Source organism: Pseudoalteromonas sp. (assembly GCF_041629635.1).
Classification (GTDB): domain Bacteria; phylum Pseudomonadota; class Gammaproteobacteria; order Enterobacterales; family Alteromonadaceae; genus Pseudoalteromonas.
The window spans coordinates 1-23,479 of sequence record NZ_JBFKMX010000057.1 but is presented as its reverse complement, the minus strand read 5'-3'; the positions used below and the strand labels follow the sequence as shown (position 1 = coordinate 23,479).

17 protein-coding genes are annotated in these 23,479 nt (G+C 39.4%); 7 read left to right on the top strand and 10 right to left on the bottom strand.

Annotated features, from left to right (window positions below):
• Together ABYD77_RS09960 and ABYD77_RS09955 are read left to right on the top strand one after the other, a co-directional pair.
• Positions 1-211 (top strand): hypothetical protein (locus ABYD77_RS09960; RefSeq protein WP_372769420.1); only part of this gene is annotated, 211 nt, incomplete at its 5' end.
• 186 nt (positions 212-397) lie between these two features.
• Complete coding sequence (locus ABYD77_RS09955; RefSeq protein ID WP_372769422.1) at positions 398-667, top strand: sensor histidine kinase; 270 nt, start codon at positions 398-400, stop codon at positions 665-667.
• A gap of 210 nt (positions 668-877) precedes the next feature.
• Here the strand turns inward: ABYD77_RS09955 and ABYD77_RS09950 are convergent, their stop codons facing one another.
• Positions 878-3,508, bottom strand: a complete 2,631-nt coding sequence (locus ABYD77_RS09950) for an EAL domain-containing protein (protein WP_372769418.1) — start codon at positions 3,506-3,508, stop codon at positions 878-880.
• A 552-nt stretch (positions 3,509-4,060) separates the two neighbouring features.
• On the opposite strand from ABYD77_RS09950, the gene ABYD77_RS09945 reads away from it, so the two are divergent.
• From ABYD77_RS09945 to ABYD77_RS09935, 3 genes are all read left to right on the top strand, one after another.
• Positions 4,061-4,279, top strand: a complete 219-nt coding sequence (locus ABYD77_RS09945) for a VF530 family DNA-binding protein (protein ID WP_372769416.1) — start codon at positions 4,061-4,063, stop codon at positions 4,277-4,279.
• Positions 4,280-4,342: 63 nt separating this feature from the next.
• Positions 4,343-4,603, top strand: coding sequence for a DUF3081 family protein (locus ABYD77_RS09940; RefSeq protein ID WP_274761381.1), 261 nt, complete (start codon positions 4,343-4,345; stop codon positions 4,601-4,603).
• A gap of 89 nt (positions 4,604-4,692) precedes the next feature.
• Positions 4,693-5,220 (top strand): hypothetical protein, encoded by a 528-nt coding sequence (locus ABYD77_RS09935; RefSeq protein ID WP_372769414.1) that lies wholly within the window; start codon positions 4,693-4,695, stop codon positions 5,218-5,220.
• Between the two features lie 80 nt (positions 5,221-5,300).
• Here the strand turns inward: ABYD77_RS09935 and ABYD77_RS09930 are convergent, their stop codons facing one another.
• The 6 genes from ABYD77_RS09930 to ABYD77_RS09905 form a co-directional block, all read right to left on the bottom strand.
• Positions 5,301-5,999, bottom strand: a complete 699-nt coding sequence (locus ABYD77_RS09930) for a TorF family putative porin (protein WP_372769412.1) — start codon at positions 5,997-5,999, stop codon at positions 5,301-5,303.
• A gap of 4 nt (positions 6,000-6,003) precedes the next feature.
• Positions 6,004-7,221 carry a BCCT family transporter gene (locus ABYD77_RS09925; RefSeq protein WP_372769410.1) on the bottom strand — a complete coding sequence of 406 codons (1,218 nt, stop codon included), beginning with the start codon at positions 7,219-7,221 and terminating at the stop codon, positions 6,004-6,006.
• A 131-nt stretch (positions 7,222-7,352) separates the two neighbouring features.
• The gene (gene betA, locus ABYD77_RS09920) at positions 7,353-9,002 is read right to left on the bottom strand and encodes a choline dehydrogenase (RefSeq protein ID WP_372769408.1); all 1,650 of its coding nucleotides are present in this window, start codon (positions 9,000-9,002) and stop codon (positions 7,353-7,355) included.
• Positions 9,003-9,014: 12 nt separating this feature from the next.
• Positions 9,015-10,478: a betaine-aldehyde dehydrogenase gene (betB, locus tag ABYD77_RS09915; protein WP_372769406.1), complete on the bottom strand. Its 1,464-nt coding sequence runs from the start codon at positions 10,476-10,478 to the stop codon at positions 9,015-9,017.
• A gap of 2 nt (positions 10,479-10,480) precedes the next feature.
• A complete protein-coding gene (gene betI / locus ABYD77_RS09910) occupies positions 10,481-11,071 on the bottom strand; it encodes a transcriptional regulator BetI (protein WP_372769404.1) in 591 nt (196 codons plus the stop codon).
• Positions 11,072-11,522: 451 nt separating this feature from the next.
• A complete protein-coding gene (locus ABYD77_RS09905; protein ID WP_372769402.1) occupies positions 11,523-11,915 on the bottom strand; it encodes a hypothetical protein in 393 nt (130 codons plus the stop codon).
• A gap of 125 nt (positions 11,916-12,040) precedes the next feature.
• On the opposite strand from ABYD77_RS09905, the gene ABYD77_RS09900 reads away from it, so the two are divergent.
• Positions 12,041-13,990, top strand: a complete 1,950-nt coding sequence (locus ABYD77_RS09900; protein WP_372769400.1) for a TonB-dependent receptor plug domain-containing protein — start codon at positions 12,041-12,043, stop codon at positions 13,988-13,990.
• A gap of 63 nt (positions 13,991-14,053) precedes the next feature.
• On the opposite strand, the gene ABYD77_RS09895 is transcribed toward ABYD77_RS09900, so the two are convergent.
• Positions 14,054-15,439 carry a hypothetical protein gene (locus tag ABYD77_RS09895; RefSeq protein ID WP_372769398.1) on the bottom strand — a complete coding sequence of 462 codons (1,386 nt, stop codon included), beginning with the start codon at positions 15,437-15,439 and terminating at the stop codon, positions 14,054-14,056.
• Positions 15,440-15,596: 157 nt separating this feature from the next.
• On the opposite strand from ABYD77_RS09895, the gene ABYD77_RS09890 reads away from it, so the two are divergent.
• Positions 15,597-17,639: a prolyl oligopeptidase family serine peptidase gene (locus tag ABYD77_RS09890; RefSeq protein WP_372769396.1), complete on the top strand. Its 2,043-nt coding sequence runs from the start codon at positions 15,597-15,599 to the stop codon at positions 17,637-17,639.
• 68 nt (positions 17,640-17,707) lie between these two features.
• On the opposite strand, the gene ABYD77_RS09885 is transcribed toward ABYD77_RS09890, so the two are convergent.
• Together ABYD77_RS09885 and ABYD77_RS09880 are read right to left on the bottom strand one after the other, a co-directional pair.
• Entirely contained in the window at positions 17,708-18,742 is a 1,035-nt protein-coding gene (locus ABYD77_RS09885; protein ID WP_372769394.1) for an NAD(P)H-dependent flavin oxidoreductase, read from the bottom strand.
• A gap of 119 nt (positions 18,743-18,861) precedes the next feature.
• Positions 18,862-23,479, bottom strand: a 4,618-nt coding sequence (locus tag ABYD77_RS09880) for an Ig-like domain-containing protein (RefSeq protein ID WP_372769392.1), incomplete at its 5' end; no start/stop codon positions are given.

The window sequence follows — 23,479 nt, the reverse complement described above, 5'->3', positions numbered from 1 at the left end:
TTTGCCTGAGATCACAATGCGTTTGAATACTCTTAAAAAGGCCTCACCTTTAACTGAAGAATTAAAAAATGTGGTATTTGATGAAGAACTTAGCTTTATCTTGAATGATTTAGACCAGCTCACAACTGAAACTGTAAAAGGGCTTAACTCTGCTAAGCAAATTATGCTCGATTTAAAGCGCTTTTCTCGTAACGAATCTGATGTTCATTAACTCAGCGATATCAATAAAGGTATTCAATCACCACTTAATATTTTACGAAATGAACTTAAAGACAATTGCAAGGTGCATTTAGCGTTAAATCCCTTGCCCGAAACAACGGTGAACATGGGAAAGCTGAATCAAGTATTTATGAGTTTGATTTTAAATGCAAAATAGTCGTTTGATACGACAGGGGATATTTATATCTCTACCCAAGTTCACGAAAAAAATATCGTGATTACCATCAGAGACACGGGCTGTGGTATTCATGAAGCTGATTTAAAATACATATTCACCCCGTTTTATACCACAAAGCCCATCGGAGAGGGCACAGGACTTGGCTTAGCAATTTGTTATCACATTACTTGTGACGAACATAATGGCAAATTAAGTGGAACTTCGAATGAACAAGGTACTGAATTTACAATCAGCTTGCCTTCTTCAAATAGCCAACAAACCCACAATTAGGCTTTGTTTTAAATGTGCCTTTGTGTTGTATTTTTTACGTTCAATCTGTGCGCTATTGTGCTTATAGTTCACATTATTCTAGGTACTTCTAAAACAGTATGACACCTACCTTTTCAGACGATAGCAAGTAGATAAAATGTTTATATATACATGTATAGTGGCAATGGTACACTCAGTTGTTGCGCTGCCAGTGTTTGAATTTTTAGTTAGTTAAACCAAGTCTAATGACTCTCTCTTAGAGTTCTGTTCCTTAGCAATTTTCTGTTCACAAAGCAGTGTCCAAAAATGATCTTGACTGCTTGGTTTTGCAAACCAATATCCTTGAATTAATGTACATTTGGCAGCTTTTAGCCATTCCATTTGCTCTTTATATTCAACACCTTCTGCGATTACTTCTAATTTAAGGCTTTGTCCCATTGCTATAATTGCTTTTGTTAAAGCTTGATTTTCTTGGTTATTTTCAATATCGCAAACAAAACTTCTATCAATTTTAAGCTTATTTACTGGGAATTTTTTCAAGTAACTAAGTGATGAATAACCTGTACCAAAGTCATCAATGGCGATTTTTATGCCACGATTAGCAAGTTCCGTGAGTTGGTACATGGTTCTTTGGTCATTTTCGATGAACACACTCTCGGTGATTTCTAAGATCAGTTTTTCTGCAGGTAGGCCACTTTGCTCTAGCGCATTATCAATAACTTTTAAAAAGCCGTCACGTTGAAATTGAAGACTGGATATATTGATACTAATACTTGGTGCATTTTGAAATCGACTTTGCCATGTTGCTGCAAATTTACAGGCTGTATGCATAACAAACTCACCGATATCAATAATTAAGCCGAGTTCTTCTGCTAATTCAATAAAATGAGCCGGAGATAAAAGTCCTTTATCAGGATGTTGCCATCGAACAAGAGCTTCAGCTGCGGTAACATTTTGTTTTTGGGTATCAAATAGAGGTTGGTAATGAACGGTAAACTGTTGCAATTCTATGGCTAATCGTAACTCACTCTCTAGCGTACGACGTTTAAGGGCTTTTTCATCCATTTCCGCAGTAAAAAACTGAAAGTTATTTTTACCATTTGCTTTGGCTTTGTACATTGCGCTGTCGGCTTTACGCATCAGTGTTTCAACATCTTTACCGTCATTTGGATAACTGGTGATACCGATACTGGCTGAGACAAAGCCCTGTGCGTTTTCTAGTTCGAATGGTCTAGCTATGGCCGTTTGAATTTTGTGTGCGACTTTATGGATATTTAAATTATGTTTATCACTTGAGATAAGTACGGCAAACTCATCGCCACCCAAACGCGTGATCGTGTCAGACTTTCTTAATGCTGTTTTTAACCTACGTGCTGTTTGTTTAAGTAATACGTCGCCTTGGGAATGCCCTAAAGTGTCGTTAACATGCTTAAAGCCATCTAAATCGATAAACAACAGCGAGACATAAGTGTTATCACGTTCCGCTTTATTGAGTGCTTGTTCAAAGCGGTCTAAAAACAAGTTTCTGTTGGCAAGCCCTGTGAGTGAGTCATAGTTGGCTTGTTGATAGATTTTTTTTTCTGCCTTTTTACGTTTTGTGATGTCACTAAAAAGGGCTACAAAAGCTTCAATTTCGCCGTGATTGTCTCTAAGCGCAGTAATAGACAGCCATTCGTAATATATTTCGCCATTTTTACGACGATTACAGATTTCCCCTTGCCATTGATTATTCTCATCGAGCTGGTGCTGCATATTTTGATAAAAGGATTTATTTTGTAAATTAGAACTTAATATATCAGGTGTATTATTAAGTACCTCATGGCTTTCAAAACCAGTAATTTTAGTAAACGCTTCATTCACTGCTTGGATTTTATAATGCTTATCACAAATCATCACCGCTTCGGTGGCAGTTTGGAACACGGTAGAGGTGAGTCTTAGTTGTTTTTCATCTTGTATTTGTTTGGATATATCATCTAAAATTAATACATAACCACTTAGGCTGTTTTGCTTACTGTTAATTGGGTAAAGGTGTACACGTAAAAAGGTATGGCCTTGGTTAATCGATAACTTATCTACCCAGGGCTCTCGATGCTTAATGGCATTGGTGAGGCGAGTTTTATCGCTTACTAACGTAGGCAGTACCTCAAACACTTTTTTACTCTTACTAATGTTGGCAAACAGCGTTTTCATGCTGTGGTTGTTTTGATAAAGAATATTGCCGTTGTGATCTGTGGTTATAATCGCCGAGGGGCTTTGCTCCACAATTTGGTTTAGTTCATAGCTTCGCTTTTTCGCATTTCGTGCAATGCGCAGTAAATACACTAAAAATAATGTAACAGTAACTAGAGCGGTGATACCCGTTAAGTAAATTGCATGCATTTTATTACTGTTTTCTTTAATTGTTGTGAGCTGGGCATCAACCATTTCTTCAAGGTTTTCTTGGTATTGCCAAATATCCGTTTGATACTCTCTCTGCTCGGAAATATCTTGGATAATGGAAAATAGTAATGGTTTACCTGACAGCTCGATTGGCGTGGAATAGACTTCAACGGTTTTAACATCTCCGCTGGCAATTTGATGTCGAAAGATAAAATAATTGCGTTTTTGCAGCTGCGCGTTTTCTCGCTCTTCAGCAACTTGTTCCTTAGTGAAAAGGTTTATTTCTTGAATGGATTTATTTTCGAGTGCGTCAAGGGGGTACCCATAAAAATTCGCTGCTGCATTGTTGGCTTTTACAATTTCACCACTTACAGGGTCAATTAATAACATCACCGCAGTATGATCATCAAAAATGTCTGAAAATTGTGTATTGGCAAATAGGCTATGTGGCAAAAATGAGATTAAAAAGACTAAGACCGGCATGAAATACTACTTTAGAACCAAAGTTGGTACATTATTCTACTAACACCTTTATTATTGCAATAAATTGCTTAATTTTTTCCTAAAAACTACTCGGAATAGTATTTTGAGCGATGGTAAAATATAAATTTGCTGAATATTATTAATATCAGCTACTTACATACATGGGTGTGGGGTAAGGGGACTTTTTAGTAGTAGATTGCTTTTTATCGGCAGATTTACTCATAATAACTCAATCATGCAGCCTCAGCCTTGTACAAACGCTAGTCACATAGCGGCAAAAAAGAACTTGAAAGATCTGCAGCCCAGTTCAAGAAGTAAGTATATTTGTTTCTATTCACTGAAAATACGCGAAAAAAAACTAATAAAGCAAATAATATTAAGATGGCCATTTAATGTTAGGTGTGACATTAAATGGGGGTTTAGTTAAACTATAACCGTTAAACATAATTTTAAAAAAGCCCGTTTAGGGCTTTTTTAGTGGCTGCTGATCTTTGCTTACTGATTAAAGTGAGAGTAAAACCAAAACACCAGCCCCCATTTAAGGCTTTTATAATGCAAAACCAACCAAACAACCCCTTACATGGCTTAAAGCTAGAGCAAATTGTGACTCAATTAGTTGAAGAGTACGGTTGGGATGGACTCTATCGTGAAATTAAAATCAATTGTTTTGCAAATGATCCTTCAATTAAATCTTCGCTGAAATTCTTACGCCGAACACAATGGGCGCGTGATAAAGTTGAAGCCTTGTACCTAGATACTTTCGCTAATTGATCTAAAAGTTAAGTAACTCACTATAGTTAAGTAACAATTTGAGAAATCAGGGAGTACTTAGTTATGAAAAACGAGCTAGACGCCAAACTACTATTAAAAGTATTCGACCTTATTTACAAAAAAGGCGAAGACTTTGAAGACGGCAAACTTTATCAAGGGATCACCGCGTTTTCAGATATTGACGGCTACACCATTTACTTAAAAGGCAATGGTGTGCTGCTGCGTTTTGGCTTTCACAACACTTATCACCTCGATTATGAACACAGTAAACTAAAAGATGTGTTTATGAGCAAACTTGAGGCACTTGTAAAAGAAGTTGATTAGTTAACCTGTGTTCAGGTTAGCTTTCTTAATTCTAGCAAACTATTTTGCTTTAACTAACGTACTCTATAAAAATGTTTTTTGAGACAGATATGAAAGCACTATTTAATTTTTTACTGGTTACGGCTTTATCTGGCTGCGCTGCACATTACCCAAACCAAAATGTAGCAGGTTCCGCTTTTCCTAACGTGTCAGGCACCAGTTTAGATCATCAACCAGTAAAGTTACCAGAAGCAGTACTTGGCAAACCCGCGCTGTTTTTAATTGGTTACAAACAAAATTCGCAATTTGATATCGACCGCTGGTTAATCGGGCTTGATATGAAAGAGGTTGATGTTGTTGCTTATGAATTGCCAACTATTGCAGGTATGTTCCCGCGTATGTTTAGTACCCAAATTGATGAGGGAATGCGTCGTGGAATTCCAAAAGAGTTATGGGGTGGTGTGATTACTATTTATCAGGACGGTGAGGATATTCAAGCATTCACAGGCAATGAAAATCCTAATAATGCTCGCGTTGTGCTTCTAGATGGTAAAGGGACTATCAAGTACTTTTATGATCGCGGATTTAGTGTCGCTGCGCTTAATGAGATAATTTCGCGCTTAGCAGAAATACGCTAGTCAACGCAATTTAGTCAAGGTATTAGAAAAGGCGCGGAGTGCGCCTTTTATTTTATATCTATGAGTTTAATTATCGCACGTTATAGCGAAAATGTTCTTGAAATTGAGAATACCAAGCGCTCATCAGCAGTGTCCCAATCAAGATTCGTATTTTCTGCTACAAGCTCAAGATCAAACCCTTTAAAGCTAGTTTGATACGCTAATCTATAGTGGTGGTATGACGAATTATTGCCATCCCATAACCACTTATCGCCATCAAGTGAGTTTGATACATCAAAGCTCGCACGTAACGTATGATTTGGCGCGACTTCATAAGAGTGGGCGATCATGGCAATTGTATGACCTGCACCTGTGCCAAAGTAATCCCAGCTATACCAGAAATTAAACTCGGTATTACCAAGGGCAGATGAATAGCCAAATTTTGCATAGGCTTCTGCATAATTACCATCATCTGAATGACTTGCGCCATGGTAGGTGTAATAAGCAATACCATAATCAAGGCTTAACGCATTATTTAAGCTGATATACTGACCGGCATAAAAATCCCATTCAATGTCAGTGTCATCGCCAAAATCAACGTTTGATGCCCAACTGCCTGCATAAAAGCCGCTTTCAAATGATTTGTCGAGACTAACCTGTAACGCAGGGTCGTTCATAGTTTGGCTAACACCGTTGAAAGTATAGTCAGATGCTCCGGTTACTGTAGTACTCCAATCGGCATGCGCCACGCTTGTAATTACTGCAACCGGGATTAGTGATAATTTAATTATATTTTTCATATGATTAGCTTATAGTCTCTATTTTATTAAAATCTATTACGTTTTCTTTAGGCGAACTCTGAATTGTTTTTACCGTTTTGAGTTTATTTACCAAAATAAAGCCAAATCCAGCAAAGAAAATCGCTATAACAATGGCACCAACCCATTGGATTTGTAGGAAGTTTAACTTAAATAGTAGTGTTAAAAGTGATAGTGAAACAATGTTGAGCAACAGGTAATTAGGCTTACCTAAACGGGCAACAGTTAGGTTAAGATTATCAGTATACAATCGGATCAGTGAGTCCAGTGAATTAATCACAAACACAATGCCGACAAATACCATAGCAAAATTCACCAGACCATCGGTTGCAATACCGGCATCATGATAGTGATACAGCACGGCGAACCAAGCAGCAATTGGAATTGACGGGAAAATCAACATCGCAGCTAATACTTGGTAGGTTTTAAGTCCACCCACAAAACGAGAGGTAAATTGCCCAATCATAATGCTCCAGGCAAACCACCAGAATAAGTAAAACTCATGATAGTCGTTTAGTGGCAGCACAAAATGGTGCATGTTGGCAAAATAATCGCCAATCAGTGCTAAGTTATTTGTGTATGCAGTCATTTCACTGTCGCCAAATACAAAAGCGCCTGCCCACATAGCAACGATTAACGCGATAAATACCCATGTTGTTGTAATACTTAGAAAGCGGACATAACGAATGCTGGTACTTGAGTAAGTGGCAAAACAAATTGCAGCAAATACGATTAAATAAAATGTTGGCACAATTGATTCGCCATCACCCACTGCAGGCAAGTACCAAGGCAAGTTACTGAGTAACAAAAAGGCGGTAAACGCACATGTGCCGATAATCACCACGTTGTTAACTAATTTTACCAGTGGAACTTCAAAAAATTTAACTTTAGGTTCAATTACACAGAAATAAAAGCAGGTCAAAAAGTAGAAACCCCAAATTAAGAACCCCCAAAAACCAAACTCAATCGCGAGCGGGTTTGTGAAGCCGTATTCTGGGCTTGCTTTTATGTCTGCATAACCGGCAAACTCGGTGAGCGGAAACATAATGAGGCCAACGTCGAGGCCAGATGTAAACAGAATTGCAATAAAGGTAAATGTTTTAACAGGAGTGACACCCACTACTTGCATATTGCCCCATTTATACACAATAAAGGCGATTGAAACTAAGGTGAACAAAATGCCTGCACTAAGCCATAAGGTCATTGTCACCCTCCCAGTATAAATAAAAATAGTTCATAGTTTTCCTATTCGTTGTCAAAGTTAATCAATAGCGAATTGCTATTCGTTGAAAATAACGATGAAAGTTATGATGCTTTCATCGCTACTGCCAATTTTTAGCGCTGTTTCTGCTGCCAATCTGGATTAATACCAACAGGCAATGCAGTTGAATTAAATGCTGGCTTTGTCAAAATGATGTCAGCCGCTTTTTCTGCAACCATAATGGTTGGCGCATTTAAATTGCCATTCGGTATGGTTGGAAAAATAGAGGAGTCCACCACGCGTAAATTGCTTATTCCGTGCACTTGCGTATTAGAATTGACCACCGCCATATCGTCTTCTCCCATTTTGCATGAGCAACTTGGGTGATAAGCACTTTCAACGGCATCACGTACAAAGGCATCAATTTCTTCGTCAGTTTGAATTTGTTCGCCAGGTTGAATTTCACCATCGCGATAAGCATCAAAGGCTGGCTGCGCGATAATCTCGCGGGTTAGACGGACACAGGCGCGGAACCCTTCAATATCGTCGGGGTGCTGCAAGTAATTAAACTGAATCTTTGGAGCAATACTGGGATCAGACGATTGAATCGTCACTGCACCACGACTTTTAGGTTTATTGTGGCCAACATGTACCTGAAAGCCATGGCCATCAAATGCGGATTTACCGTCGTAACGAATCGCCGCTGGTAAAAAGTGATATTGAATATCAGGCCATTCAACGCCTGCTTTTGAACGAATAAAAGCACATGATTCAAAGTGGTTACTAACACCAAGACCTGATTTTGCAAACAACCATTGTGCGCCAATTAAGCCTTTTGAAATCAGCCCTAATTTGCCATTTAACGTGATTGGCTTTTTACACTTGTACTGAAAGTAAAACTCTAGATGATCTTGTAAGTTTTGACCGACACCAGGTAGCTCGTGCTGCACTTTTACGCCGGCTTTTTCTAGTACTTCACGTGGACCAATACCCGATAACTGCAAAATATGAGGTGAGCCTATCGGACCCGCACTTAAAATAACGTCTTGATTAGCGATGGCATGATGTGCTTTATCATTAATAGTGTAATTCACACCTGTTGCTTTTTTACCTTCTAAACGCACTTTCGTCACCAGTGCATTAGTTATTATCGTTAAGTTTTTTCGGTGCTTTATTGGGTTTAAATAAGCGCGACTTGCCGAACAGCGAATGCCGTTTTTAACGGTCATATGCATTGGGCCAAAACCCTCTTGGTTTTCACCGTTGTAATCGTGCGTTTGGTCATAACCTGCTTGTTTACCTGCTTCAATAAACGCGCGGTACAAAGGATTAGCCATTTGGTTACCGTTGTTGACGCCAAGTTCACCGTTGCCGCCACGGTAATTATCTTCACCTAAATACCAACTTTCGGCTTTTTTAAAGTAAGGTAAACATGCTTGATAATCCCAATTTTTGGCGCCGAGCTCGGCCCATTCATCAAAGTCTTTTGCATGACCACGCACGTATACCATGCCATTAATTGACGATGAGCCACCCAATACTTTACCGCGGGGGCAGTGCATACTGCGGTTATTAAGGAACGGTTCTTTTTCTGTATGAAATTGCCATGCGTATTTATTTCCATTCATTGGAATGGATAACGCCGTTGGCATTTGAATAAAGATACTTTTATCCGAGCCACCGGTTTCAAGCAGAAGTACTGAATGTTCAGGATTTTCGGATAAACGGTTGGCAAGCACACACCCAGCTGAGCCTGCGCCGACAATAATATAATCGTAGTGCATATTAATTACTCGCTAAAATGGGCTCTCAATTTTGCTCATGCCAACATAGATTGATTTGGTTTGCGTATAGCTATTGAGTGTTTCAACGCCATTCTCGCGGCCAATACCAGAGCGCTTGTATCCACCAACAGGCATTTCAGCAGGCGAATTGCCATAGCTGTTAATCCAACAAATACCGGCATTTAATTGGTGGATAACACGATGAGCGCGTTTAATGTTTTGACTAAAGACACCCGCGGCTAAACCAAGTTCTGTATTATTAGCGCGTTTAATGACTTCGTTTTCATCGGTAAACGGCAGTACACACATCACTGGGCCAAAAATTTCTTCCTTAACTATGGTCATGTTGTCATCGCAATTAACAAAAATAGTCGGCGCGACAAAATTACCTTTAGGTGCAGATGCAGGTGATACTTGATAGCCACCCGTTAATACGGTGGCGCCTTGCTCTTTACCAAGCTTGATGTAATCTAAAACCTGCGCTAAATGTTTTTTTGAAATCAGCGCGCCCAAATTAACATTTGGGTCTAGTGGGTTGCCCATTACAATATTTCTTTCGGTGCGGGTTTTTAACTCTGCGATAAACTCATCGTAAACATTGCTTTGAACATAAACGCGAGTACAGTTGGTACACACTTCACCTTGAGTGTAAAAATTACCTAGCATTGCAGCACTTACGGCTTCACTGATTTCGGCATCATCAAACACGATTAGTGGTGATTTACCGCCCAGTTCCATGGTAACTTCTTTTAAGTTACTGGCTGCGCTTTGCATTACTTTTTGGCCTGTACCTACTTCACCGGTGAAGGAAACTTTTTCAATCTCTGGGTGTGTTGTTAACCATTGGCCGACTTCGCCCGCACCGTGGACCACGTTGAATACACCAGCTGGCATGCCAGCTTCAATAAAAACTTTGGCAAGTTCGATAGCACCGCGTGGCGTTTCTTCAGATGGTTTGAAAATTAAAACGTTACCTGCCGCAAGTGCAGGGCCCGATTTCCAACAGGCAATTTGTAATGGGTAGTTCCATGCACCAATGCCTGCACAAATGCCTAATGGCTCTTTGCGAGTATAAAAGAAATCATTACCGACCGTTTGCTGTGAACCTAGTTGTGTTGGCGCAAGACCTGCAAAATATTCAATAACATCAGCGCCAGTTTGAATATCCACGCAATCGGCTTCTTGTATCGGTTTACCTGTATCAAGTACTTCAATTTTTGCTAATGCATCGTTGCGCTCACGTAATATGGCAACCGCTTTTAATAAAATGCGGCTACGTTCAACAGCGCTAAGTTCTGACCAAGTTGCAAAGCCTTGCTTGGCGCTGTTAATAGCCTGTTCTTTTATAAAATCGTCTGCAATTTCAGTTTGATAAATAACCTCGTTTGTAGCAGGGTTGGTAACATCGAACGCCTGACCTGATTTGTTTTCAAGCAGTTCACCATGAATAAAGTTGAGCAATTTAGGAAGAGACATAATTAATCCTGAGACACGGGAATGAGAGAGTTTACATAGTTTTTAGCGAGCAATTCTGCATTGCTAAATTCGGCTTCATTAGCTTTGGTTAATACGGCACGTAGCCAAAGGCCATCGATCATTGCTGCACTAAGTGTTGCAGCTTGTAGCGCTTGTTCATAAGGCAATAACGCTTTGAATGAATAGAGTAAATTGCTATACAGACGCTTTGCATTCACTGCTTGCAAGCGGTGCAATTGTTCATCGTGCATTGATTCAGCCCAAAAAATTAACCAAGTTTTGGTTACATGCGCTTGTTTTTGAACAACAGAGAAATTTGCCTCGACGATTAACATAAGACGTTGTTGCTGACTTATGTTTGTGTCAATTTTTGAGATTAAGCTGGATTTTAAACTAGTAAGTAAGTAGCGCACGGTCGCTTCAATTAGTCCATTCTTACTGCCAAAATAATGACTAATAATGCCCGAAGACAACCCAGCTCGTTTGCTTATGGTGTTAATAGTTGTTGCTTTTAATCCGAGCTCTGCAACTGAGCTTAATGTAGCGTCAATCAATTGTTGACGACGTATCGGTTCGTATCCAACTTTAGGCATATTTTTATTAATTGACTGTTCAATAAAAATAAATTGTAAAGAGTTCGAATTAATATTTCAATATTTGAAGTATGTTTGAGTTGATTTGAAATCAATTTAATAGAGAGGTTTGCTTGCTTAGTATTTGATTTTTAAGACTTTAATAAACATGTGGATTTATTTTAAATAATTTTAATTTGTCTACATATGGTTATAAGTGTAACTAAATGCATTGGTTTAACGCTAAAATAATAAAGCGCTTTTTTGCTATTAATTTGAGGAGACTGCAGAATAGGTATTGAAAAGCGATAAGCACAAGAGTTTATATGGCCTTTTAGAGGGGAGTAGCTTGTAGTAAGTCACCAAGTGTAGGGGGAATATAGGCAAAACAATTATGAATGGTGATTGCGTAACAGACTACAGTTAATGAATTTTATCAACCGTGCGTTCAATAAAACTTAAATAGTGTTGTTTACAATAGTAACTTTTTAATAATGGTGTGTTGTTCATCATCAGTCTGAGCCTTGTATAATTGCTCAGATAAGCGGACGCCACTGCATTCATCAATTAGTAATGAGAGTGTATATTTAGAGAGTGTCACATCGAAAAAATCATTTAGTTCATGACCACCAACCCAAATCAACTCTGCCTTTTCGAGCCATGAAATGACAGCGCTGATTTCAATTGCAAGGTCAAGTGGCAGTAAATTAACCAAATTTAATTCATCGATCATTTGCTGGCCAAGCTGTGTCGCTGACACATCACAAGGGGTAGGAAAGTAATGTTGTAGTTGATTTAGCACTTGACAAGTGACACGTTGAAATAATGCTAAATTAGGAATACTTTTTAGAGTATGCTCATTCATAAATTAATTTTTAAGCACTTGCTGTTACAGAACTTTTTACTACTATATAATATATCCATGTTGTTGAATATACACTAATAATGCAAAAACTGTTTTATAGTTTGTTTTACTTGGTATTGAACTCTATGCTTTCGTTTGCTTGTAAAGCAACAAGCGAAACAACGTCTGATCTTTTTTCTTTAGATATCGCTCAATTAAGCGAGTTAGAAGTAACCATTGCGAGCAATACCCTTGAGACGAAATCCACAGCTCCTTCTACAATCACTGTGTTTGATGAGCAAAGGCTCGCATCATTAGGTGTTATCAATGCCTTTGATGTGCTTAATTTTGTTCCCGGTATGCAAATGGCGCGTGGCGATTGGGTTGGCGCTGTACCCAAAGAACATGCTCGTGGAGTACGTCTAGACAATGGGTATTTATTAATATTATTAGATGGCGTGCGTTTAAATGAAACGTCGTTTGGCAAAGCAACCGTTTACACACCATTTATTGCTGCGTCAGTTCTAGAAAAAGTGGAGATAATTCGTGGGCCAGGCTCTGCACTTTATGGCAGTAATGCGTTTTTGGGAGTGGTGAATTTTATAACCAAAAAGCAGCATCAACAATTAACCCTATCTCTAGGTGAGCATGGTTATCAAGCATTAAGTGGCAGTTATCGCCATAAGCAAAATGACTTCACCTTTAATGGCAATATATCGTTGCAACAAGCAAATGGGCAAAGCTATCCTGTTACAAGTAATTTTTCTTTTAACGACCCATCACAGCACGTACTAGTTAACGCTCAGTTACACTACCAAGACACAAGATTCGCATTTCATTTTATTGAAAATCAGTTAGATGAATTTATTAACCTCGGTGGTTATAGCAAGGAAAATGTTCACAAGAGCCAGTCTGTTAGCACAAGCCTAGAACATTCTCTATGGCAAAATGAACAACATACTTTCGATGGTTTACTCAGTTATGCCAATTTTCAAATAGACTCTTCAGGTATGGTGTTACCAAAAGAGTTAGGCATTGTAAGTGAAGACTTTCTAACTGGCCCAAATTGGCGAACTCAATGGAGTAAGCTTAAGCTTTCGCATAGTTATAAATTGGACGATAATAAGCAATTAAATTCTGGCCTTGAATATCGTCACGCTAGTCAGTATCAAGCGGGTGTTACAACTAATTATTATGACTACCAAAATGAATTGATTATTCCAGAGGATAGTTTTTATTTAGATGGGTTAACGCGCATTAAAAACATTCCTGAATTTTCTGCACTGCGGGTATCTCATGATTTTTATGGTATTTATAGCCAACTTAAATGGCAGTATAATGAAAAGTGGTTGCTTTTTGTGGGGGCACGGTTCGATAATATTAAGGGTATTGATAGCAAACTTTCACCACGCTTTGCAGCTATTTGGCAACCTACAGAGCACAACAGTATTAAACTGCAATATGGCGAGTCATTTAGAACGCCAGTAAACAACGAGCTTTATTCCAGTGATAGTGTAACAAAAGGAAACCCAAACTTGACTTCTGAATATGTTAAGACCAGTGAGTTTGTTTGGCTTTACACTCATCATGATTTATCACTTGAAAGTGTTTTGTTCCATAACCAACTAAGAGACTTTATAAACCTTGTCCCAATAGAGGGAAATAGCTTTTATACCTTTGAAAATACGGTAAATGAAAATATTGCGGGGTTAGAGCTTTCAGCCAGTAAAGCGTTAAATAAATTAAATGTGTCTGCGAACTTTACGCAATTATTTGATCAGCCAATTAATGCTAGTTTTAAACGTTTTGCTAATTTATCAGTGCGTTATCCGACTTCACTTGCAACGATTCATTTAAATGCAATATGGCGCGATGAAATCAAGACTCTATTGACAGATGACACACATTTTTACCAATCAAGTTATGCTTTAGTGAATTTAAAACTTACGAGAGATTTTCAAAAGCACAGGCTGTCCGTTTCAGCTGAAAATTTATTTGATAAGGACCATGCTATTTTTGACCGAAGAGTGTGGAATGGTGCAGTACCTGGCAAAGGAAGAAGCTTGAGGTTTAATTACCAATATACATTTAACTAGAGCCATAACACTGTGTAATGCATGACACTGACACAGAGCCGTGCATTACAACATTATGCTAATTTAATCAGGCATTTCTTCAATACTGACAATAGCTGAACGGTTTAATGTGATTTTGTAGCGTGTCGCAGTATAAGAACTGTTTGCACTGTAAGTAACAACCAAGTTTATTTGGTAACGTCTTTCAACCGATTGCCCAGAGACTTTATTGCCTTCCAAGCTAAATAATTTACCTGCACCTTTTTTCAAATAGCGCACAAATGGCGTCAGATTAAAATAAACTTGCTGCTGAATTTCTTCATAACCAGGTAAAAACTCTTTAGCAATTACTTTACTATCACATCGATAATGGATCAGGGTAGCAGCCTGTTTATTTTGTTGCCGGCGCTTTTTAAATAGTTCAGAAACATCTTTTGGTAATGATTTACGGCGTATCTGTTCTAACCACACTGTTTGAGTATGTATCGTTTTATCATCAAAGCTACTGCGGAAGATATGGCGCCATTTAGGCCTGCCTTGTTTGATTTTACGCCAAATAATGCGGGTTAAATCATCTTTGAAAATTTCACGTAAGCCATAGAGCACACCTAAAAATGCAATCAAAGCCACAGTGATCTCTTGAAAATTAGAGCGGGCATTAAGTACTAAAAACATCACAAACGCCATGATTACAGCTGTCACTGAACCACGTACAAAGCGTTGTAGGTTTAGATTTAAGTTTTTAGTTTCCTTACTAAATACCACACCGTATTCAGTGAGCCTTTGCAGTAAACGCATCTTATTGGTAATGCGGTTTGGGTCGTCTAAGGTTAATTTTGAATTGTATTCTTGATCGCTACGGTATTGTGTTTCGCTACGACAAAACTCCCTCATAGTTTCACGCTGTTTCGAAAACTCGCTATTTTTGGGGCCCTTTGTTAGCAGTTTTAAAAACATTTGTTCTGTATGCCAACTTAAATAGTTGTCTGCATTTTCAAAATAAGATTTTAGCTTTTTGTCTGGAGGGGTGTAACGACGCAGCTTTTTCAGTAAAACTTGTGCTTGCTCTACTAATTCGATGGCTGCAGGGTAAAACTCTTCAGCTTCTTTTAGTTGTATCGTCTGTTTTATATCAGCTTCTAGTGCTAGGCGAATTTGATATGAGTAAAGGTTTAAATTTAAGCGGTAATCTGCTTTTTCGCCTTTTGATTGACTGATAAAACGGCTGCGGACTAAAGGCAGATGCAATTGCTCGGAATAATATGCACTGTGGCTTTTTACATGAGCGTGAAAATAGTCTTCTTCATTAAATGTGCTTGAGTTTATACCCATTTCTACGGGTAAGGAAAAGTAGAGGTCGAGGCGTTGCGATTCTTTGGGTAATAAAAGATAGCTAAGTTTGATAGACAAACTTTCATCTTGGCTGAGTTTAACTTCTCGGTCGATATTAAATACTCCTTTATTGCGCATGGAAACACATTAATTTTAGCATAAATATAGTTTAATAACATGGTGTTAAAATGCTTGGCGAAATTAAACATGGATATCTGCGTTTTGTCTTAGGCTAATTGCAAAATTAATCTAGGTTGCTACATTGGCTATTAAATAACAAAAATGGAAATTAACCATGGCCAACAAACCTAAAATAACATTGTTAGCAGGAATATTATCATTTGCATCACTTGGTGTTGCAGCGTCACAGGATGTATGGCAATACGAAGACGTTTTTAATATTGAATATGCGGCGGCTCCACAAGTTAGCCCAGATGGCCAGTTTGTCGTTTATGAACGTCGTGCCATGGACATTATGAGTGATGGCACCCGTACTAATTTATGGCAATACAATCTTGCTAATAATAGCCACTCACCTTTGCTCTCTGGCAAAGCACACTATCGTATGGCACGTTTCTCACCAAATGGTCAACTACTCGCGTACATTTCAAATGAAGAAGGTGATAACCAGCTTTATGTACGTTGGCTCGCAACAGGGCAAACTGCACGTGTGACGAATGTTACTCAAAGTGTAAGTAATATTAGTTGGTCACCAGATGGTAAGTGGCTGGCTTTTTCAATGTTTAAACCACAAGCATCAAGTGGGATTTTTAAAGACATGCCAGAAAAACCAAAAGGCGCAAACTGGGCCGGCACCGCTAAATATATTGATCAAATGAGCTATCGTAGTGACGGTCGCGGATTTTTGAAAAATGGTTTTCGCCATATCTATGTTGTGCCTGCTGAAGGCGGTACGCCGCGCCAAGTAAGTACTGGTGACTTTCATCATGGTGGCCAAATTACTTGGCGCCAAGATAGTAAAGCCGTGTTCATAAGTGGTGACCGCAATAAAGATTGGCAAGACCGCCCGCGTGAATCTGATATCTACCAAATTGATATCGAAAGTGGCGAAACTAAAAACCTAACTAACAGGCCTGGCCCTGATGCTGCACCAGTTATCTCGCCAAACGGTAAAAAAATTGCCTATTTACGTTTTGATGATAAAAAATTATCGAGTCAAAATAACGATATATATCTGATGGACTTGGATGGCAGTGGTGTAACTAATCTGACAGCACCCCTTGATAGACCGATTAGTTCGCCAAAGTGGGATAGTAAAGGCCGCGGTATTTATTTCAGCTATGATGATTTTGGTCAAAAATATGTAGGTTACGTAAATTTAAAAGGCAATATTAAAGAGAAAATTGTAAAACTGGGTGGTCAATCTCTCGGGCGTCCTTACACCTCAGGTGAATTTGCTGTGATAGATAACGACCAACTAGTTTTTACACATGCAAACAATGATCGTCCTGCCGATTTAGCCATTGTGAAAAAAGGCAAAGTGCGAAAAGTAACAATGCTGAATGAAGACTTGTTGGCACATAAAACAACCGCGAAGATTGAAGAAATAACGGTCAAATCATCAGTAGATAATCGTGAAGTTCAAGCGTGGTATGCATTACCGCCTAACTTTGATCCATCAAAAAAGTATCCACTTATATTAGAAATTCATGGTGGCCCACATACGGCTTATGGCCCAAATTTTAGTACCGAAGTGCAACTGATGGCAGCTAAAGGCTATGTGGTTGTATGGGCGAACCCACGCGGAAGTACATCTTATGGTGAAGAGTTTGCTAATTTAATCCATCACAATTACCCATCGCAAGACTATAACGATTTAATGGATGTAGTAGATGGCATGGTGGCAAAACCTTATGTTGATAATACTAACTTATTTGTAACGGGTGGCTCTGGTGGTGGCGTGTTAACTGCTTGGATTGTTGGCAAAACGGATCGCTTTAAAGCTGCTGTTGTCGCTAAGCCTGTAATAAATTGGCTGAGTTTTGCGTTAACTGCTGATGGCTATTCATATTTCACCAAATATTGGATGCCTGGCATGCCTTGGGATCATGTTGAACATTTATGGGCACGATCACCACTATCATTGGTTGGTAATGTGTCGACACCGACTATGTTGTTAACAGGTGAAGAAGATGTGCGTACTCCTATGAGTGAAACCGAGCAGTATTATCAAGCATTGCAACTACGTAAAATTGACTCTGCTATGGTGCGTATTCCAAAAGCCAGTCATGGTATTGCTGCAAGGCCGAGTAATTTAATTCAAAAAGTCGGTAATATAATGGCATGGTTTGAAAAGTACCGTACCAAAGCAAACTAGTTTAAAACATAAATAAAAAGCCCCGAAAATTCGGGGCTTTTGCTTTACTTAACTTATTTAGGGGGAAGTTAAATTCGTTTATTTGCGAGTTGTTGAATTCGCTCTTCAGCGCCTAAAACAAGATCATCAACAATTTGTTGTACGGATTGCACTTGATGAATAACACCTTGTGATTGCCCAATAAATTGAACACCATTCTTTAAATCACCTTTAATGGTGGCGGCTTCTAGTTTTTCAGTGGCGGCCCCAAATAACGACAGCATTTTAATTTTGTCAAATTGAGCAACTAGGCCAACCAGTAATTTCCAAAGTGGCATATCGACCATTTTTGCGGCTTTAAATGATTTGATTGTGGCCATCAAGAAGTTCATTGGCTTACGAGTTGCTTTTTCAGCAGCGGGTGTTTTCATTACGCGTGCATATAAACCATCAAAATTCTTTGAATAAATAGTATCCGCAACACGCTTTTCTACAACGGCATCTTTCACGTTTTGATGTACAGGGCTTTCAGTGCTAGTAGCAAAGCGAGAGCCCATTGCAACGGCATCGGCACCTAGTGCAAGGGCGGCAACTAAACCGCGGCTATCAGCAAAGCCTCCGGCAGCAATCACTGGAATATCAACAATATCGACAATATTAGGAACTAAACACAGCGAGGTAACTTCACCGCCGTGTGCAGCGGCCTCATGCCCGGTAACAAGTAGGGCATCGACCCCTGATTTTTGTGCCGCGAGCGCATGTTTTTCTGTCACAACAGTCGCGATGACTTTACCACCATATTTTTTAGCACCTTCAACTAGCCAATCGCCTTTACCTAAAGAAAAGTTGATAACGGGCACTTCAAGTTCGAGTGCTATTTTGGCGTTTTGTTTTGCACCAGGCATCATTAGTGTAATGCCTATGCCAAATGGTTTATCCGTGAGAGAGCGGATTTTAGCGATAGCGTCACGCGTTTGTTGTTGGCTAAGTGGACCAGATGCCAAAATGCCCAAACCACCAGCATTACATACCGCAGCCACAAGTTCAGGTGTGGAAATCCAGCTCATACCTGGAAGTATAATGGGTTTTTCAATACCAAATAATTGGGTAATGCGTGTTTGCATAATAGGTTTCTCAACTGGTCAGATGTGTTGAGTTTACAAATAATTAACCCAAGATGGAATAGCAAATATGTAAGCAGAATAAAAAAGCCTGCGAAATGCAGGCTTTTTTGCGTTATTGATTATTCACAAACGCCCGACGCGTTGGAGATTCTAAAGCGTAGTTGGGTATCATTGTAATCACCGTCGCCACCGGTATCATCACAATCGATGTAACCTGTGTGATTAGCGCCTATTGTGGTTTTACAACTACCATATTTCCAAGTTTGGTTGTTTTCTTTAAACTTATAAGTAATCGAGAATGTACTGCCACCTGAAAGTGTGGCACGTTCGACCCAGCTACTGGTGTTTGCAGGGTATTGCCAGTTTGTGATAGCAGAACCATTTGATAATACTTTATAAGCTTGCGCGTAATCAGCACTTCGCTTATGGGCAAATGCAATACTTGTACCGGTAGCGAAAGTTAGGCCATTGCCCGACTCAGTAATACATTGAGCTAATGCTTTATTAACGGTAATGTTTACTTGGCTTGTGGCAGTACCACCATTTCCATCGCTGATGCCGTAGGTTACAACCACAAGTCCTTCATAATTAGCTGGTGCTTGATAACGCACTGTACCGTTAGCATTAATTGTTGCATTGCCATGGCTTGGGTTAACAGACGTTACTGTTAAAGTGTCGCCATCAGGGTCATTATCATTACCTAAAACATTGATTGCACTTAGTGTTTCACCTTGATTTACGGTTGCTGAATCAGCATTTGCAATCGGAGCAGTATTAGTTGATAAAACAGTTACTTCTAGTACAGCTTGGGCTTTACCATTAGTTTTGCCATCGGTGATGGTGTAAGTGATAGCGGCTTTGCCAATCCAACCGGTTGGTGGCGTAAATGTCACTGTGTTATCACTGTTAACGGTTACTTCACCCACACTTGCAACAGCACGAGAAACCGAAAGTGCATCCGCATCTAAGTCAGTGTCATTCGCTAATACATTAAAGCGTGTAAGTTTAGTGTCTTGGTCAATAGTGGCACTGTCATTGTTAGCGACAGGTAAGTTGTTTTGTTTAACGCGAACATCAACCAACGCACTGTCTGTTAACCCTTCAGGATCTTTAATGGTATATGTGATCCAATCCTGTCCATAGAAACCTGCATTTGGTGTGTAAGTTAGGTTTTGATTATTGTCGATTCCAACAGTACCGTTTTGTGCAATTGCTGAAACTAGTGTTAAGTCATCACCATTTAAGTCAGAATCGTTCCATAGCACATCGACATTATAAAGTGGTGTGTCTTGGAATGCTTGAATGCCATCGTCAACTGCGACAGGGGGCTGGTTTACTGAATTAACAACAACCGTTATGTAACCTGTGGCAGTACCACCGTTACCATCTGAAACAGTTACATCAATTTTTGCAGTCCCGACGAAATCTTTGTTCGGCGTAAAGTAAACGATGCCGCTTTCATCAACGGACACGGTGCCATTATCAGTTGTTGCTGACACTGCTTTTGCATTATCGCCATCTTTATCCGTGATTTTATCAAGTACATTAATAGCATTGTTTTGCGAGTTTTCGTCAACCGCTGTTGATGCAGGTTGCATAGTCGGCGCATCATTAACTGGTTGCACATCAACTGTGATATAGGCCGTTGCTTGTTTTTCACCATCGGTGATAGTGTACTCAATGCTTACTTCACCATAAAAATCAGCATCTGGTTTATAATTGATTAAATTACCATTCAAGGTCGCTTGACCTTTAGATGCGGTTGCGGAGACTAACGTAATCACTTGACCATCAGGGTCTTCGTCATTTTGTAGTGCATCAAAGCCTGTTAATGATTCGTCTTCATTGATGGAGACGTTATCGCCACGTGCAATAGGCGCATCATCTAATGGATTTACAGTTACCTTCACGGCGCCTTGTGCTTGACCGCCGTTACCATCTTCTACCTGATAAGTAATGGTATCTTCACCATAGTAGTTTTCATTTGGTGTGTAGCGTAAACTGCCGTCTGATTTAACTTCTACTTGACCATTAACAGCGGTTACAGAAACCGCTTTAGCCGGATCGTCATCTACATCAAAAATATGTTGCGTTAAATCGACAACGTTATTTTTAGAGTCTTCGTCAACGACAATGGTTTTTTCAGTGGTAGTAGGGTCGTCATTGACAGCATTGACTGTTACCACAACCACAGCACTGTCATTGAATTCGCCATCAGTTACGGTGTAATGGATGGTGTCTTTGCCGAAGTAGTTATCATTTGGTTGATAACTCAATGTGCCATTAGCATTGATGGTGACAATACCGTTATCTGCAGTGGCCGTTGTCACTGTTAATTGATCATTATCAGGGTCGGTATCGTTTGATAATACATCTATAACGTCGATTGTCTTATCTTCGTCTGTTTGTGCTTCATCGTTATTAGCATTTGGGGCATCAGTTTCACCGGTAATTGTCACATTGATAATGCCTGTAGCTGAGCCACCATTACCATCAACAATGGTATAACTGATTTGATCATTACCCGAGTAGTTCTCATTCGGTGAGTAACTTAAAGTGCCGTCAGGGTTAACACTGATTTGTCCATGGTTAGCTTGTGCTGAAGTTACGGTAAGCGTATCGCCATCTACATCATTAGTGTAAGGAGAGGTATCAATGATTTCATTTTCAGCATCCTCGGTTACAGTCAGTGATGCAACTTCCGCTGTTGGTATATCGTTAACTGGTGTAATGGTCACAGATATCTTTGCGTTTAATTCTTTTTCACCATCACTGACAACGAAAAGAATTTCATCATTACCAAAATAGTTCTCATTAGGTTTGTAGGTGTACTGACCGTTACCTTCATCAATTAACTGACCATTCGTTACAACTGGAGCACCAATGATAGAAACAGTTTCACCTTCAGGATCAGTGATACCTTCAAGTAAATTAATGTTATTTATTTCTACATCTTCTTTAGTCGTCAAGGTACGTTCAGTTTGGCGTGGCTGATCATTTACAGCAGTGATATTAACCGTAACTTGACTGCTGGCAACACCACCGCGACCATCGCTAATGCTATAGATGATGATGTCTTTACCATTATAATCAGCATTTGGTTGATAATTAATACTATTATCATCATTTACAGTAACAACACCATGAAGCGCCGTTGGCACGCCTAAAATAGTGAGCGGGTCGAAATTTGGATCTTCATCGTTTGCAAGCACAGCAATCGATTCGGCGAATTCATCTTCGGCAATGGTTAATTCATCTGTGTTAGCAATTGGCTCTGCATTGTCATCATCGTTAATGAACACATTGCCAACAACCTGATCAACCACTAATGCAAAACTTTCACTCTGCTCAAATTCATCATTTGGCAGTGTGGCAACTTTAACAAAAATTGTGTCGGTATTTTCTGGTACGGAAACATCTTGTGTAGTGGCAAGCAGCAGTGTTTGCCAACTTTGGCCAAGATCAAAGCTAATTTCTACCGTTGTATCATAATCATCTTGTGCAATGGCATTACCGTCTTGTAGTTGGAACGGGTAAGTAATTTCTCGTTCAACTTTGCTATCCAGACTAATTTCGAAGGTAGTTGAAGCGCCTTCTGATACAGGATCTGGCATAGCAATAACAGACATTACCTGTGGCTTTGGAGCTGTGCCGTCTGATACTGCAACAGATTTAGTAACTTTATCACTGTCTTCAAACCATGCGCTTAACTCAAATGCTTCGTTTTCTTCAATCGCGTCATCCACCATTGACGTTACTTTTACTAAGACCTTCTGGCTTTCTGACAGCACGTTTACGGAAGTATTATCAATCAATGACATATCTTGCCATGTGGTGCCATTATCTAAAGACACCTGACCATAGTTTAAAAAGTCAGCATTTGTCGTGTCCCCTAAACCTGCAACATTAAAACGCAATGACTGAGCTTGTGCTAATTTGCGGTCAAACACGATATTGAAGATGACCTCTTCACCTTCCATAATTGGGTTTTTATCAACACTAATGAAATCGATAACGGCTTTTACAGGCGTTGCATCAATAAGTAATACAGGTGCTGCTATTAGATCGCTCTGTGTATCTTCAGTCCAAGCATTCAAGGTAAGCATTTCAATTTCTTCATTCGCTTCCTGATCCTTAAGAACCGATACGCGCACTAAGAAATCTTGTGTATTTTCAGCAAGTAAGAATGAAGCTTCAGATGATAAATCAATCGGTTGCCAGAATGCACCATCATCAAAAGAGTACTCAGCTTGCGTGGCAAAGTCTGTCGCAGCTGTTGCGTCTTGTGTTTCAAGCGCAACAAATACATTTTGAGCACTTGGAATTTGCTTATCCAGAGCTAATTCGAAGACGGCATAATTACCCTCTGTTACTTCGTATTCACGGGCATTATTGCTTTCTAAACGCGCCGGAATTGAATCAGGGTTATCAAGAATTTCAGCAATCGTTGATGTATCTGCGACGGTAAATTGATAACTTTCGGTCTCTTCTGCTTCCTGGTCGGTTAATGTTGTCACCTTAACTTGGAACTGGTTAATTCCATCAGGAATTGAAATTTCAAGATCATCAACCAGGGTTACTTGCGTCCAGGTAGTACCATTATCAGTGGTGTACTCAAGTAAAGAGGCATAGTCTTTATCTTGTGTTGCTTCAATGTCTTTCAGTGCAAGTGAGTATTTAACTACAGCAGAAGTTGCTTCAGCTAACAACACAGTAAAGGTTTGGCTTTCGCCTTCT